At 64.1% G+C, this 12,457-nt stretch carries 15 protein-coding genes; 6 read left to right on the top strand and 9 right to left on the bottom strand.

The features are described from left to right. Nucleotides 1-6: 6 nt before the first annotated feature. On the bottom strand, nucleotides 7-2,451 hold the full coding sequence (locus tag CAG31_RS18930; RefSeq protein ID WP_139831392.1) for an autotransporter: 2,445 nt from the start codon (nucleotides 2,449-2,451) through the stop codon (nucleotides 7-9). Between the two features lie 174 nt (nucleotides 2,452-2,625). Between CAG31_RS18930 and CAG31_RS18925 the strand changes: the two genes are divergently transcribed. Together CAG31_RS18925 and CAG31_RS18920 are read left to right on the top strand one after the other, a co-directional pair. Next, nucleotides 2,626-3,609, top strand: a complete 984-nt coding sequence (locus CAG31_RS18925; RefSeq protein ID WP_085583931.1) for an MDR family oxidoreductase — start codon at nucleotides 2,626-2,628, stop codon at nucleotides 3,607-3,609. A gap of 62 nt (nucleotides 3,610-3,671) precedes the next feature. Beyond that, nucleotides 3,672-4,130 carry a GyrI-like domain-containing protein gene (locus tag CAG31_RS18920; RefSeq protein WP_085583928.1) on the top strand — a complete coding sequence of 153 codons (459 nt, stop codon included), beginning with the start codon at nucleotides 3,672-3,674 and terminating at the stop codon, nucleotides 4,128-4,130. Here the strand turns inward: CAG31_RS18920 and ada are convergent. The 5 genes from ada to CAG31_RS18900 form a co-directional block, all read right to left on the bottom strand. Beyond that, entirely contained in the window at nucleotides 4,127-5,194 is a 1,068-nt protein-coding gene (gene ada / locus CAG31_RS18915) for a bifunctional DNA-binding transcriptional regulator/O6-methylguanine-DNA methyltransferase Ada (RefSeq protein WP_085583926.1), read from the bottom strand. The two genes, CAG31_RS18920 and ada, sit on opposite strands and share 4 nt — an antisense overlap. Before the next feature lie 72 nt (nucleotides 5,195-5,266). Then, entirely contained in the window at nucleotides 5,267-5,944 is a 678-nt protein-coding gene (gene alkB, locus CAG31_RS18910; RefSeq protein ID WP_085583989.1) for a DNA oxidative demethylase AlkB, read from the bottom strand. A gap of 5 nt (nucleotides 5,945-5,949) precedes the next feature. Next, nucleotides 5,950-6,666 (bottom strand): 2OG-Fe(II) oxygenase, encoded by a 717-nt coding sequence (locus CAG31_RS18905; RefSeq protein WP_085583924.1) that lies wholly within the window; start codon nucleotides 6,664-6,666, stop codon nucleotides 5,950-5,952. 92 nt (nucleotides 6,667-6,758) lie between these two features. Beyond that, a complete protein-coding gene (locus CAG31_RS28475; RefSeq protein WP_170930059.1) occupies nucleotides 6,759-6,929 on the bottom strand; it encodes a hypothetical protein in 171 nt (56 codons plus the stop codon). 35 nt (nucleotides 6,930-6,964) lie between these two features. Continuing rightward, the gene (locus CAG31_RS18900) at nucleotides 6,965-7,267 is read right to left on the bottom strand and encodes a DUF1883 domain-containing protein (protein WP_085583922.1); all 303 of its coding nucleotides are present in this window, start codon (nucleotides 7,265-7,267) and stop codon (nucleotides 6,965-6,967) included. Nucleotides 7,268-7,479: 212 nt separating this feature from the next. Between CAG31_RS18900 and CAG31_RS18895 the strand changes: the two genes are divergently transcribed. Both CAG31_RS18895 and CAG31_RS18890 read left to right on the top strand, forming a co-directional pair. Continuing rightward, nucleotides 7,480-7,836: a hypothetical protein gene (locus CAG31_RS18895; protein ID WP_085583919.1), complete on the top strand. Its 357-nt coding sequence runs from the start codon at nucleotides 7,480-7,482 to the stop codon at nucleotides 7,834-7,836. A gap of 70 nt (nucleotides 7,837-7,906) precedes the next feature. Next, nucleotides 7,907-8,137 (top strand): hypothetical protein, encoded by a 231-nt coding sequence (locus CAG31_RS18890; RefSeq protein ID WP_085583917.1) that lies wholly within the window; start codon nucleotides 7,907-7,909, stop codon nucleotides 8,135-8,137. A gap of 2 nt (nucleotides 8,138-8,139) precedes the next feature. On the opposite strand, the gene CAG31_RS18885 is transcribed toward CAG31_RS18890, so the two are convergent. Together CAG31_RS18885 and CAG31_RS18880 are read right to left on the bottom strand one after the other, a co-directional pair. Further along, nucleotides 8,140-8,430 (bottom strand): hypothetical protein, encoded by a 291-nt coding sequence (locus CAG31_RS18885; RefSeq protein ID WP_085583915.1) that lies wholly within the window; start codon nucleotides 8,428-8,430, stop codon nucleotides 8,140-8,142. A 142-nt stretch (nucleotides 8,431-8,572) separates the two neighbouring features. Then, nucleotides 8,573-8,761 (bottom strand): hypothetical protein, encoded by a 189-nt coding sequence (locus CAG31_RS18880; RefSeq protein ID WP_085583913.1) that lies wholly within the window; start codon nucleotides 8,759-8,761, stop codon nucleotides 8,573-8,575. 224 nt (nucleotides 8,762-8,985) lie between these two features. Here CAG31_RS18880 and galU point away from each other — a divergent pair, with 224 nt between their 5' ends. Together galU and gorA are read left to right on the top strand one after the other, a co-directional pair. After that, the gene (gene galU / locus CAG31_RS18875) at nucleotides 8,986-9,825 is read left to right on the top strand and encodes a UTP--glucose-1-phosphate uridylyltransferase GalU (protein WP_085583911.1); all 840 of its coding nucleotides are present in this window, start codon (nucleotides 8,986-8,988) and stop codon (nucleotides 9,823-9,825) included. A 132-nt stretch (nucleotides 9,826-9,957) separates the two neighbouring features. Further along, nucleotides 9,958-11,316: a glutathione-disulfide reductase gene (gene gorA / locus CAG31_RS18870; RefSeq protein ID WP_085583909.1), complete on the top strand. Its 1,359-nt coding sequence runs from the start codon at nucleotides 9,958-9,960 to the stop codon at nucleotides 11,314-11,316. Here the strand turns inward: gorA and CAG31_RS18865 are convergent. Beyond that, entirely contained in the window at nucleotides 11,313-12,329 is a 1,017-nt protein-coding gene (locus tag CAG31_RS18865; protein WP_085583907.1) for a DNA-binding protein, read from the bottom strand. The two genes, gorA and CAG31_RS18865, sit on opposite strands and share 4 nt — an antisense overlap. Between the last annotated feature and the right edge of the window lie 128 nt (nucleotides 12,330-12,457).

Raw genomic sequence — 12,457 nt, 5'->3', positions numbered from 1 at the left:
CGGCCCTCAGCGTCGGTGGAACCCGCCGCCACCGCCGCCGAAGGAACGGTTCATGACCCGCGAGGAGTCGTGGAATTCGTTCAGGCGCTGATTGCCGAAGTTGCGGGCGGCGGACTCGCGGTTGAGGTTCTGCAGTTGCGCCGTGTTGTTGACCGGCGCGCGGGTGGCGCCGCCCTTGACCATCGATTGCCAGCCGTCGTCGGTTTTCTTGTAGACATTGCCGTCGTGCCCGGCATACACGTTGTCGCCGATGCGCGCAGCGCCGCCGTCGCGCCCGTGGATCCCGCCGTACTGGGTGGTGTTGCCGGTGTTGGGGTTGTACACGGCGCCCCGGCTGGCGGTGACCTGAGTGCCGGTGCGCGCATTGCCGGCCGTGACCCGCTGGCCGGCGATGGCGCCGCCCTCGGGGCCCACCGCCGCGCCGCTGCGCCCGGCGGCGTAGTTGCCGGTGTAGACGTTGTGCACCGCGCCACGCTGGCCTGCCGCCGAGACGCCGGTGCGCGAGTTGTAGGAGGCCCCGACCTGTCCCGCCCAGCGGTTGCCGGTCCAGGCGTTGTAGCCGCCGCCGTAGCGGCTGACCGTCGCCCGGTCGCCCCATTGCCTATAGATATTGCCGGTGGTGCCCGCCCAGCCGCCCGGGCCCCAGGCTACGGCGCCGCCACGGTAGCCGTAGGCGGCACCACCCCAGGCCAGTGGCGCCGGATACAGGTGCGGGCCCCAGGCATAGCCCCAGCCGTAGTTGCCCCACCACGGATAGGCGCCCCAGCCCCAGCCCATCGCCACGGTGCTGCCGCCCCAGCTCCAGCCGAAGCCGAAACCGAAGGTCCAGCCGGTCCACGGTGTGTAGCGGATGGCGACGCCGAATCCGTACGTCACCGGCGGCCCGTACCACACGCTGCCGACCCAGGGCGTGTACGGATACCCCGTGCCGTAGACCACCACGCCGGTGGCCGGATCCAGCGTGGAGCCCTGGTAGCCGGGGGTGTAGCCGACGACCACGGTGTCGCCGCTCGATTCGTAGACTTTGACGTAGGTGAGGTAGTGCATGGGCGAACTGGGCGGGATCGAATAGATCACCGCCGGCACTGACCCTGCGACCGTCCACGGCCCGTTGACGCCGGTGGCCGTGAACCAGATGCCGTTCTCCACGGCGTACCAGCTGTTGGCGTCGACCCGGATGATCGGCGTGGCGCTGTTGATCACATATTGCAGCGGGGTGCCGGTGATGGCCTTGAGCTGAGGTTCGCCGTCGAAGGCGGGGGTGGTCATCTTGACTGCGCTTTTCTTGATCGCCGAGGTCTGCGGAATGGTCGCGGCGATGGCCGCTTCCTTGGCCTGCGGCGTGCCGGCCACCGAGGCCTTGACGTTTTCCTTCGGGCTGTCGTCGGGAATGTTGGCGAAGTCCGCCGGCAGCTTGTCGGCCGGGGTGAAGGTCCAGGGGCCGTTCATGTCGGCGGCGCGGAACCAGCGTCCGGAAATCAGCACGTAGCTGTTCTGGTCACCGATCTCCTTGAAGATGTGCCCGGTGGTGTTGCTGACATACAGCAGGCGCGTGCCCTGGATCGGCTGCCACTGCGCGGCGCCGTCGGTGACGATCAGTTCGGTCGGCATGGTGGCGACGAAGACTTTCGGCTGCGGCGGTTTGGCCAGGCTCGGCGCCTTGCCCTTGGGATCGCCCTGGCCGGTGAGCAGATCCACCTGGCGGCTGTCGATCGCGGCTTTCTTGGCCTTCTCCAGGTCGGCAGGCGGGGAGGCGAGGCGCGAATAGTCGCCGTTGAACCGGTCGGCGGCCATCCAGCCGTCGAACACATGCAGGTAATGCTTGCCTTGATCGTCCTTGAGCAGCAGCGGCCGGGTGTTGATCACCCGTTGCAGGCCGGTGCCTTCCACCGGTCGGTAGGCCGGTTCGCCGTCGATGTACACCAGCAGCGCCGGGACGTCCGAGCTGAGGATGGCGGGCGGGGTGTTCTCCAACGGCGCGGCGTCGGCCTTCTGCTCGGCGGCCAGCACCCCGACGGCGGCCTCCAGTTGATCGAGGGAAATGGTTTTCTTGCGGTTGGCGGCATCCTTCTGCAGCGCCGCGACCCAGGTGTCGGCCTGGCTTGCGTCGGCCGGGAAATCGGCCTTGATGAGGTTGTACTGATCGAGGGCGACCCAGCGCGTGGCCTTGTCCACCAGCGTGTGGGCGCTGAATTGGACGATGCCGTAGATGGATTTGCCGTCGGCGCCGGTAGCCTCGACGGCGGCGCGGGCCTTGAGGGTGTACCCGTCCCAGCTGTCGAGCTGCGGCTGGTAGACCGTCAGCTTGGCGTTGCCGCTGGTGATGACCTGCGGCCATGTCGGCTCGACCGTGGAGGTGTCCGGGCCTTTGGCCGCGGGCGCGGCCCAGACGCTACCCCAGGTGAACAGGCAGAGCATCAGGCAGGCAAACAACCGGCGCAAAGGGATCATGGTCAGTTCCATCGACGGGGCCTTAACGGGCGAAGGCGATCGTCGAAAAAGCATAGCCGCCCGCGATGGAATCACCCGGCGGATTCGCCGATTGGCGGAAAGTCGTGTGTGGCAATGTGTTGCAGTGTGGTATTTGAATGCCACGACCCCGAAACCCTTCCCAGCGAGGCAGTCATGTTCAACGGCATTCTGATCGACAAAGACGACAGCGGTTACCGCGCCAGCCTGCAATCCCTCGAAGACGGACAACTGCCGGACGGCAATGTGACGGTGCGCGTGGCGTACAGCACGCTGAACTTCAAGGACGGGCTGGCGATCACCGGCAGCAGCCCCGTGGTGCGCCAGTTCCCGATGGTGCCGGGGATCGATCTGGCGGGCACCGTGGAGGTCAGCTCGCACCCGGACTACAAGGCCGGCGACCCGGTGCTGCTCAACGGCTGGGGCGTGGGCGAAAGCCATTGGGGCGGCCTGGCGCAGAAGGCGCGGCTCAACGGCGATTGGCTGATTCCGCTGCCGAAGGCGTTTTCCGCCGCGCAGGCCATGGCTATCGGCACCGCTGGCTACACGGCCATGCTGTGCATCATGGCGCTGGAGCGCAACGGCGTGACGCCGGCGCAGGGCGAGGTGCTGGTGACGGGCGCCAACGGCGGAGTCGGCAGTTTCGCCATCGCCTTGCTGAACCGGCTCGGGTATCGCGTGGTGGCGTCCACCGGCCGTGTCTCCGAGCACGAATACCTGAAACGGCTGGGGGCCGGCGAGATCATCGACCGGGCGACCTTGTCCGAGCCCGGGCGGCCGCTAGCCAAGGAGCGCTGGGCCGCCGTGATCGATTCGGTGGGCAGCCACACCTTGGCCAACGCCTGCGCCAGCACCCGCGCCGAAGGCACGGTCGCCGCCTGCGGACTGGCCCAGGGCATGGATTTCCCGGCGTCGGTGGCGCCATTCATCCTGCGCGGCGTGACGCTGGCCGGGATCAACAGCGTGACCCAGCCCAAGGCCCGACGGATCGAAGCCTGGAACCGCTTGGCCAAAGACCTGGACTTCGCCCTGTTGCCGCTGATCAGCCACGAGATCGCCCTGAGCGAGGCCATCGCCGCAGCCCCCAAACTGCTGGCCGGCCAGTTGCGCGGACGGGTTGTGGTGGACGTCAATCGCTGACACAGTAAGCGCCTTCACGGCCCTGCGGGGCCGTTCTTCAAGCACACGGAACGGCGCTTTCGATGGATCTCAAACAACAGCATGTCGATGGTTTCACGGTGGCCGGGTTGCGGGTGCGCACCACCAATCACGCCGAGCATGCCGGGCACACGGCGAAGATCGGCCCGATGTGGGGCCGGTTCTTCCAGGAAGGTCTGGCAGAGGCCATTCCCGGCAAACTGACCGAGTCGCCGGTCTACGGCGTGTACTCGGCTTATGAGTCGGATGCGTCCGGGGCGTTCGATGTGACGGCGGGCGTCGCGGTCGCCGATCCACAGGGCGACTTCGAATCCGTGCGGGTCGAGAGCGGCGAATACCTGGTGTTCGAAGGGCAGGGCGCGTTGCCCGATGCCGTCATCGCCACGTGGGGACGGATCTGGCGTTACTTCGAAGCGAACCCTCAGATCAAGCGGCGCTACACCACCGACTTCGAGGCCTATACCGGCCCCGGCTCGGTGGCGGTCTACATCGGCATCCGCTAAGACTGCGCTTCGCGCTCAAGCAGCGCGCGCTTGCGTTCCACACCCCAACGGTAGCCCGACAGGTTGCCGTCGCTGCGCACCACGCGATGGCAGGGAATGGCTACCGCGAGGCTGTTGGCGCCGCACGCCTGGGCCACGGCGCGCACGGCCTTGGGTGCGCCGATGCGCTGGGCGATGTCGGCGTAGCTGGCGGTGCTGCCGGGCGGAATGTCCCGCAGCGCCTGCCAGACCCGCTCCTGAAACGCCGTGCCGCGTACGTCCAGCGGCAGGTCGAGGCCCAGCGCCGGCGCCTCGATGAAACCCACGACGCTGGCGATTAGTTGCTCGAATCCGCTGTCCGCGCCGATCAGGTTGGCTTGGCGGAATTTGTCCTGCAGGTCGCACACCAGTTGGTGCGGGTCGTCTCCCAGCAGGATCGCGCAGACCCCGCGCTCGCTCTGGGCCACCAGAATCGCCCCGAGGGAGCATTGGCCGACCGCGAAGCGGATGTCGTTGTTCTTGCCCGCCGCGCGGTAATCGCCGGGTTTCATGCCCAGCATTTGGTCGGCGCTTTCGTAGAAGCGGCTGTTGGAATTGAATCCGGCATCGTAGAGCGCATCGGTGACCGTGCCGCTGTCCGCCAACCGCTCCCGGACCTTGCGGGAGCGATGGGCCGCGCCGTATCCCTTGGGCGTCAGGCCGGTGACGGCTTTGAACACCCGGTGAAAGTGGAACGGGCTCAGGCCGGCGGCCTCGGCCAATTCATTGAGCGGCGGCAGGTGTTCGGCCGACTCGATCCGCCGACACGCCGCCGCCACCGTCGCCGCATGCTGGGCGGCCATGCTGCTCTGATCCTTGCCCGCCCGTTTGCTGGGGCGATAGCCCGCCGCTTCGGCCTCTTGCGCGGTGTCGAAGAACTCCACGTTCTGCGGCTTGGGCAGGCGCGCCAGGCTGCTGGGGCGGCAGTAGACGCCGGTGGTTTTCACGGCATACACGAACTGCCCGTCCGCCCGGGGATCGCGGGCGAGGACGGCGGCCCAGCGTGGATCGTCTTCAGTGTTCGGTGTCGCGCAAAGTGTTTTCATGATGATTCGTCCGTTGACCTGTTTGATTCAGGTTAACCAGCCTGGCTTTCGGCAACACTCCGGGGCTTGCGGTCAAATTCTGCGTGACGGCCCGGCGCAGCGGAAGGTCAGGTTCAGCCGTTGCTCGCCCAGGCACGGGTGATGTCCGGGCTTGACCGGCAGCACACCGTGGTAGCGCAGCCGGTCGACGCCGCCCCAGATCACCATGTCGCCGTGCAGCAGCGGGATGCGCCGGGTGCCGTCGGCGCGGGCGAAACCGCCGAACAGAAACGTCGCTGGCAATCCGAGCGAGAGGGAAACGATCGGTTCGGCGTAGTCCTTTTCGTCTTTGTCCTGGTGCAACGACATCTTCGCACCGGGTATATAGCGGTTGATCAGGCAGGAATCAGGCGTGAATCCGGCAAATCCCGCCTCTGCGGCCGCTGCGTGCGCCAGGTCGGTGAACGCCGCCGGCATTGCCGGCCAAGGCTGTCCGCTGAGCGGATCCACAGGGGAGTAGCGATAGCCGCTGCGGTCGGTGATCCAGCCCAGTGCGCCGCAGCTGCTGGTCGCCACGGACATGCTGAAGCCGCCGGGCGTCATCATGTGGCGCAGCGGCGCGTCCTTGAGGATTCTGTCCAGCGCGACGAGCAAGGGTTCGACACAGGGCAGGGCGAACCCCCGCAGCAACCACGACTGCTCGCCGATCTGCTCGGTGCGCGGCGGTTGCGGTTCGGTGTCGGCGAACAGGTCGAGGGTGGTCGGTTGCATGGCCGTCATGTCGCGTCGTGAAAGATGATCCCGAGAGTATGCCGTCTGCCGCTGTGCAGGCGACTGACGCCGTGACGCATGGTCACCCGGTAGTCGCCGCGCACACCTTTGACCGGTCGCTGGTTGACGGCGAAGATCAAGGCGTCGCCTTGCCTAAGGTCCATGACCTGCGGACGGGACTGCATGCGCGGGCGTTGCTCGGTGAGGACAAATTCGCCGCCGGTGAAATCCTGCCCGGGCTCCGACAGCAGAATCGCCACTTGCAGCGGAAAGACATGCTCGCCGTAGAGATCCTGGTGCAGGCAGTTGTAGTCCTGCGGGCCGTATTGCAGCAACAGCGGCGTAGGACGACATTGACCGGCGGCATGGCAGCGCTCCAGAAACTGCGCGTGCTCGGCCGGAAATCGCTCCGTGAGCCCCATGCGTTCGCACCAGCGGTTGGCCAGCGGCACGAGGTGCGGATACAGGGCGCGCCGCAGGCGTTCGACCGGCGGCGGCAGCGGATAGGCGAAGTACTTGTATTCGCCGCGCCCGAAACCGTGGCGGGCCATGATGACCTGCGAGCGGAACGGTTCGCTTTGCGGATAGAGCGCGCTCAGGCGAGCGCAGGTCTCGGGGCGCAGCAGCGTGCGGATGATGGCGCAGCCGTCTTGGTCCAGCTGCCGCTCAAGCTCGGGCCAGTCGAGCGAATCCAGCGGGGAAGGGGTGGGCGGGTTCGACATTCCGGCTCCTTGGCGCAGTTCGGGGCGGTCAGTCTGTACGCAGGCCCGTCCCGCAGCACTCCGTTGCTTGCGGTCGAATGTGCGCCGGCGCCTTAAAGCGCCTTGCTGACTTTGATCTCGCTGATCACGTCGCCGCTTTGCCCGTGCAGGGCCTCCAGGGCGGCCTTGGCCTCGTCCGGCGTGCCATTTTCCAGTTGCGCGAATTCGAAGCGACGCTCGCCGTTGAGTTTGTACTTGATGACGTATTTGGTCGTTTGGGCCACGGAAGTCTCTGCCTGTCCAGGAATGAAGGGGCGGCTCAGCTGAGTTTGGAGCTGGAGCGGCGGATGATCTTGATCGAATGCGTCAGGTTCGGCTTGCGGGTTACGCTGATCGCCCGGCGGCTGACGGTGTCGATGGTGATGTTCCAGTAGCCGGTGCTGGGAGCGGTGATGCGTGCCGGGAATTTGTCGAAGGCGCCGCCGTGATAGGTGTGACGGCCGCCGTTCTTGAAGCTGCGGAAGTTGGCGTCGTTCATCAGGCGGATGTTGCAGGTCTGCGAGCACTGGATGACGACGATGTCGTCTTCGTTGAGGTGCTCGCGCTGGTGAATGAATTTCATGGGCGCCTCCAGAAGGGCTTTTTCTGCTAAATCAAAACGATAGCATGGGCTAGGGGCGCAGTTTATCAGCCCGGACGGGTTATTATCCCGCCGTCGGGCGCTGCTTTGACAATTTAAAACGGATTTTCGCGGTGCAATGCGCGATAAACGCAACAGGCCCCCGGAGAAAAACGGCATTCGTGCTGTCGGAGGGGCTTTATTGGAGGATATGTATGAAGTGGGGTGCGGTTTGGCTGCCGGCGGTGTTGGCAATGAGCGGTTGCGCGAGCGTTTCGGAGATCGACGCCACGTTGCCGACCATGAACGTGATTTCCGGCAAGAAACCCCATGAATTTGCCGGGTGCCTGGCGCAAAAGCTGGCGGACACACGTGGCGCCTTGCAGGTCGAGCCCCAGAAGGACGGCGTGCGGGTGATCGTCCCCGGCAAGCTGTCTTCAGGTCCTGCGGCGGTGTTCGACATCGAGGATCGCTCCGGCGGCAGCAGCATCAAGCTGCACGAGCGCATGTCCAACGTCCCTGTGCGCCCCCGGGACGTGCGCAACGCCGCCAACGCCTGCATCTCGGGCTGATAGACTGCCGGCGGTCGGCATCGAAGCCGTCAAGGAACCCTTGGCGGCTTTGTCATTTCTGGAGAGAGGCATGAAGCGGGAACAAGTGCGCGAACGGCATGCAGAGGGCCTGATCTCTGCCACCCACGTGATCCAGAACCCGGCGAACCTGGGGGAGTGGATCGTGTTCTTCAAGAAGAGCGGCGGACGCAGCTACTTTCTGGTGGACGACAACGATGAGGTCGAGTCCTTCAGCCGGCTCGACGACCTGATCGACGTCGTGCGCGGATTGGGAGTCAAGTTCGCGGAAATCCACCTGTAGGCTTATTTGCAGACCACCACGACGCTGCGCGTCTTGTAGTTGCCGACGTCGAGCCCCAGGGTCTTGTCGCTGTCCTGGGCGGAGGGCGTGCCGTCGGTGCCGACGATGCGGTAGCCGGTGCCGGCGCAGGAGTCATCGGCCTTCTCGTAGCAACTGGCCCATGAGTTGGCTTCGCCGGAGCAGTCGATGCTCAGGCCTTGTTCACCGTCGTCCAGGTAGGTGGGCTGCGAGGAGGCGCAACCGGCCAGGGCCAGCAGGGCGATCAGCGGCAGGGTTCTGAAGAGGGCGGTCATGACACATTCATCCTTGCTAAAAGGGGCGGCCAAACGATCTGACAGCGTTGGCGCGAAAAGGTTATAGCGATTGGCCATTCCCCCCGAGGGGCGGCACAAAAAAGCCCTGCGCAACGGCAGGGCCTGGGGACTTCGATGCAGGTCAATCCTGATCGTCGCCGCGGCGTTTAGGGCCTGGCGGAGTGTCCTCGAACACGGCTGCCACCTCAGACGCCATCGCCTCGGTGGGCAGCGGGCCGACGACCTGCTCGCCCTTGGCGTTGCTGATCCACCACTGGCCGTCCTTCGCTTGGCTGACCAAATACCCGTTGATGCTTTTTGCTGCGGCCATCTCTTTGTCTCGTCGGCTGGTTCAAAGGTGCCATGATACCGGCAAAACGGCGCCTCGGCTGATTTGAGCTACGCTCAACGCGCAGTCTTGAAGCGGCTATGGAACTATCGGCCGGAATATTTCTCTATGTTGGCATCGGTTAGCCAGTGCGGGGCATTGTAAGGTGCACGCCGCCTGATTAGACTGCGCCGAAACTCGTACACACAGCCCTTTCAAGGACTTATATGATCAAGAAATGCTTGTTCCCAGCAGCCGGTTACGGTACTCGCTTCCTGCCAGCGACTAAAGCCATGCCCAAGGAAATGCTGCCGGTGGTAAACAAGCCACTGATCCAGTACGGCGTCGAAGAGGCCCTGGAAGCCGGCCTGACCGAAATCTCCATCGTCACCGGCCGCGGCAAGCGCGCCTTGGAAGACCACTTCGACATCAGCTACGAGCTGGAAAACCAGATCAAGGGCACCGACAAGGAAAAATACCTGGTCGGCATCCGCCGCCTGCTGGACGAGTGCTCTTTCTCGTACACCCGTCAGACCGAAATGAAAGGCCTGGGTCACGCGATCCTGACCGGCCGTCCGCTGATCGGCGACGAGCCGTTCGCCGTGGTGCTGGCGGACGACCTGTGCGTCAACCTCGAAGACGACGGCGTACTGACCCAGATGGTCAAGCTGTACAAGCAGTTCCGCTGCTCCATCGTTGCGATCCAGGAAGTCGATCCTCAGGAAACCAACAAGTACGGTGTGATTGCCGGCGAGATGATCCGTGACGACATCTACCGCGTGCACAGCATGGTCGAGAAGCCGAAGCCGGAAGATGCGCCGTCCAACCTGGCGATCATCGGCCGCTACATCCTGACCCCGGACATCTTCGACCTGATCGAGCAGACCGAGCCAGGCAAGGGCGGCGAGATCCAGATCACCGACGCCCTGATGAAGCAGGCCCAGAACGGCTGCGTCATGGCCTACAAGTTCAAGGGCAAGCGTTTCGACTGCGGCGGCGCCGAAGGCTACATCGAGGCGACCAACTTCTGCTTCGAGAATTTCTACAAGACCGGCAAGGCTTACTGATAAGCGTCTGTTCGCGTCTGCACGAAAAAAACCACCTTCGGGTGGTTTTTTCATTTTCCGGCCCCATTTGGATGGCAGCGCTTGCCCAATGAACGACTGCGGGTATGCTGGTGAGCTGTCAAGGAGAGAGATATGGCCTACGATTTTGACCTTTATGTGATCGGCGCCGGTTCCGGTGGTGTGAGGGCTGCGCGCTTTGCGGCGGGGTTTGGCGCGAAAGTCGCCGTGGCCGAGAGCCGCTATCTGGGCGGCACCTGCGTCAACGTCGGCTGCGTGCCGAAGAAGTTGTTGGTCTATGGCGCGCATTTCGCCGAAGACTTCGAGCAATCGTCGGGCTTCGGCTGGAATCTGGGCGAGGCCGATTTCGATTGGGGGACGCTGATCGCCAACAAGGACCGCGAGATCAATCGCCTGAACGGCATCTACCGCAACCTGCTGGTCAACAGCGGCGTGACCCTGCACGAAGGCCACGCGAAGATCGTCGAACCGCATCAGGTCGAGGTCAACGGTGAGCGTTTCACGGCGAAGCACATCCTGATCGCCACTGGTGGCTGGCCGCAGATTCCGGAAATTCCGGGGCGCGAGCATGCAATCAGCTCCAATGAAGCCTTCTTCCTCAAGGACCTGCCGAAGCGCGTGCTGGTGGTGGGCGGTGGCTACATCGCGGTCGAGTTCGCCGGCATTTTCCACGGTCTGGGGGCGGACACGACGCTGCTGTACCGCGGCGATCTGTTCCTGCGCGGCTTCGACGGTTCGGTGCGCAAGCATTTGCAGGAAGAGTTGACCAAGCGCGGGATGGATCTGCAGTTCAATGCCGACATCGAACGGATCGAAAAGCAATCTGATGGCAGTCTGAAGGCCACCCTCAAGGATGGTCGCGTCCTGGAAGCCGATTGTGTGTTCTATGCGACGGGCCGGCGTCCGATGCTGGACAACCTGGGGCTGGAAAACACCGGCGTCACACTGGACGACAAGGGTTTCGTCAAGGTCGATGAGCTGTTCCAGACCAGCGAGCCGTCGATTCTCGCCCTGGGCGATGTGATTGGTCGTGTGCAGCTGACGCCTGTGGCGCTGGCCGAGGGCATGGCGGTGGCGCGGCGCCTGTTCAAGCCAGAGCAATACCGTCCGGTGGATTACAAGATGATCCCGACGGCGGTATTCAGCCTGCCGAACATCGGCACCGTCGGTCTGACGGAGGAGGAGGCGAGGAGCGCCGGGCATGACGTGGTGATCTTCGAAAGCCGCTTCCGTCCGATGAAGCTGACCCTGACCGATTGCCAGGAGCGCACGCTGATGAAACTGGTGGTCGACGGCAAGACCGACAAGGTGCTCGGCTGCCACATGGTCGGCCCGGACGCCGGCGAGATCGTGCAGGGGTTGGCCATCGCCCTGAAGGCCGGCGCCACCAAGCGCGACTTCGACGACACCATCGGGGTACACCCGACGGCGGCCGAAGAGTTTGTCACCATGCGTTCGCCGGTCGGCGCTTAAGCGCCTTTCGGTTTGGCTGCGTCTGCCGCTGCCGCCACGGTGGCGGCCAGGCGCAGGCTGTCCTCCAGGCTCGCCTGTGCCTGGGTCAGTTCCTTTTCCAGTCCCTGATTGAGTTGCGCCTGTTCGTCGAGGCTCTGTTTGAGCGTCTGGCTTTCCAGGGTGGCGACGCGCAAGCGTTCCTGGAGGAGGGTGCGTTCGCTGTCGACGTGGGACGCTTGCTCGAACAGCTGGTCCTGGCGCTGGTTGCTGTGCTTGAGCTGATCCTGCAACAGGCTGAGCTCGCGCAACGAGCCGCGGTTTTCGGTCAGCAGGCGTTCGTTGTCGCGGTGCAGTTGGGTGATTTCGTCCTGACGCACCAGTGCGCTTTGCTGGGCCTGGCGCAATTCCATCTGCAACTGCTGCACTTGCCCTTCGTGGCGGCTCTGCTCCTGTTCGCGTTGTTCCTTGATGGCGTTGCGGTAGTGCTCAAGGGCGTCGCGGGCGTGCAGGTGCTTCTCTTCCAGCGAGCGGATCTGCTCGTCCTTGTCCTTTAGGCGCAATTCAAAATCCGCCAGTGCCTGGTTCAGGCCGGCGTTGCGGGTCTGTTCCGTCTGAAGCATCGACCGGGTGTCGGTCAGCGCTTCGGATTCGCGGGAGAGTGCTGCACTCTGGATTTCGTGTTGCTGTTCCAGCTGGGTGAGCGCCTGGCGCGTCTGATTCAGCTCGGTCTCCAGCGTCTGGCGCTGTTCTTCGAATGCCTCGCGGGCCTGTTCGATCGGCTCCTGTGCCTGTTCTTTCAGGCGTTGCGCCAGACGCGCAACGAGCGCGGTCAGTTCGTCGTCGATGGGTTCCGACGGCACTTCGACCGGTTCTCGGCCGTCATCCAGCTCCTTCAGATAACGATGGATGGTGGTTTTTGAGCCGGTATTGCCCATTTCAATGCGTACCGCATCGATGCTCGGGTGTTCTCCGCGAGCCAGAATCGCCTGCCGCGCCGCTTTAACCAATGCCTTGTTGATGCCGCCACGGGCCATGAGTGATCCTACCTTTACGTACTGTGGTACATGCCACAAAAATAGCAGTGTACCACGGCAAGAAAAATCTTAAATGTTTGATTTTCAAGAGGCGGGATATACTCGTATTATCCCGCGTGAAGCGCTGA

Source organism: Pseudomonas sp. R25(2017), from assembly GCF_002112565.1.
In the GTDB taxonomy this organism is placed as follows: Bacteria; Pseudomonadota; Gammaproteobacteria; order Pseudomonadales; family Pseudomonadaceae; genus Aquipseudomonas; species Aquipseudomonas ekonensis.
Note: the sequence above shows the minus strand (reverse complement) of the source record. Positions and strands in the feature narration are given on the sequence as shown.

Excerpts from the sequence above, each read along its gene's own strand:
- CAG31_RS18930 (WP_139831392.1), bottom strand. The coding sequence starts at position 2,451 with ATGATCCCTTTGCGCCGGTTGTTTGCCTGCCTGATGCTCTGCCTGTTC.
- CAG31_RS18925 (WP_085583931.1), top strand. The coding sequence starts at position 2,626 with ATGTTCAACGGCATTCTGATCGACAAAGACGACAGCGGTTACCGCGCC.
- CAG31_RS18920 (WP_085583928.1), top strand. The coding sequence starts at position 3,672 with ATGGATCTCAAACAACAGCATGTCGATGGTTTCACGGTGGCCGGGTTG.
- ada (WP_085583926.1), bottom strand. The coding sequence starts at position 5,194 with ATGAAAACACTTTGCGCGACACCGAACACTGAAGACGATCCACGCTGG.
- alkB (WP_085583989.1), bottom strand. The coding sequence starts at position 5,944 with ATGCAACCGACCACCCTCGACCTGTTCGCCGACACCGAACCGCAACCG.
- CAG31_RS18905 (WP_085583924.1), bottom strand. The coding sequence starts at position 6,666 with ATGTCGAACCCGCCCACCCCTTCCCCGCTGGATTCGCTCGACTGGCCC.
- CAG31_RS18900 (WP_085583922.1), bottom strand. The coding sequence starts at position 7,267 with ATGAAATTCATTCACCAGCGCGAGCACCTCAACGAAGACGACATCGTC.
- CAG31_RS18895 (WP_085583919.1), top strand. The coding sequence starts at position 7,480 with ATGAAGTGGGGTGCGGTTTGGCTGCCGGCGGTGTTGGCAATGAGCGGT.
- CAG31_RS18890 (WP_085583917.1), top strand. The coding sequence starts at position 7,907 with ATGAAGCGGGAACAAGTGCGCGAACGGCATGCAGAGGGCCTGATCTCT.
- CAG31_RS18885 (WP_085583915.1), bottom strand. The coding sequence starts at position 8,430 with ATGACCGCCCTCTTCAGAACCCTGCCGCTGATCGCCCTGCTGGCCCTG.
- CAG31_RS18880 (WP_085583913.1), bottom strand. The coding sequence starts at position 8,761 with ATGGCCGCAGCAAAAAGCATCAACGGGTATTTGGTCAGCCAAGCGAAG.
- galU (WP_085583911.1), top strand. The coding sequence starts at position 8,986 with ATGATCAAGAAATGCTTGTTCCCAGCAGCCGGTTACGGTACTCGCTTC.
- gorA (WP_085583909.1), top strand. The coding sequence starts at position 9,958 with ATGGCCTACGATTTTGACCTTTATGTGATCGGCGCCGGTTCCGGTGGT.
- CAG31_RS18865 (WP_085583907.1), bottom strand. The coding sequence starts at position 12,329 with ATGGCCCGTGGCGGCATCAACAAGGCATTGGTTAAAGCGGCGCGGCAG.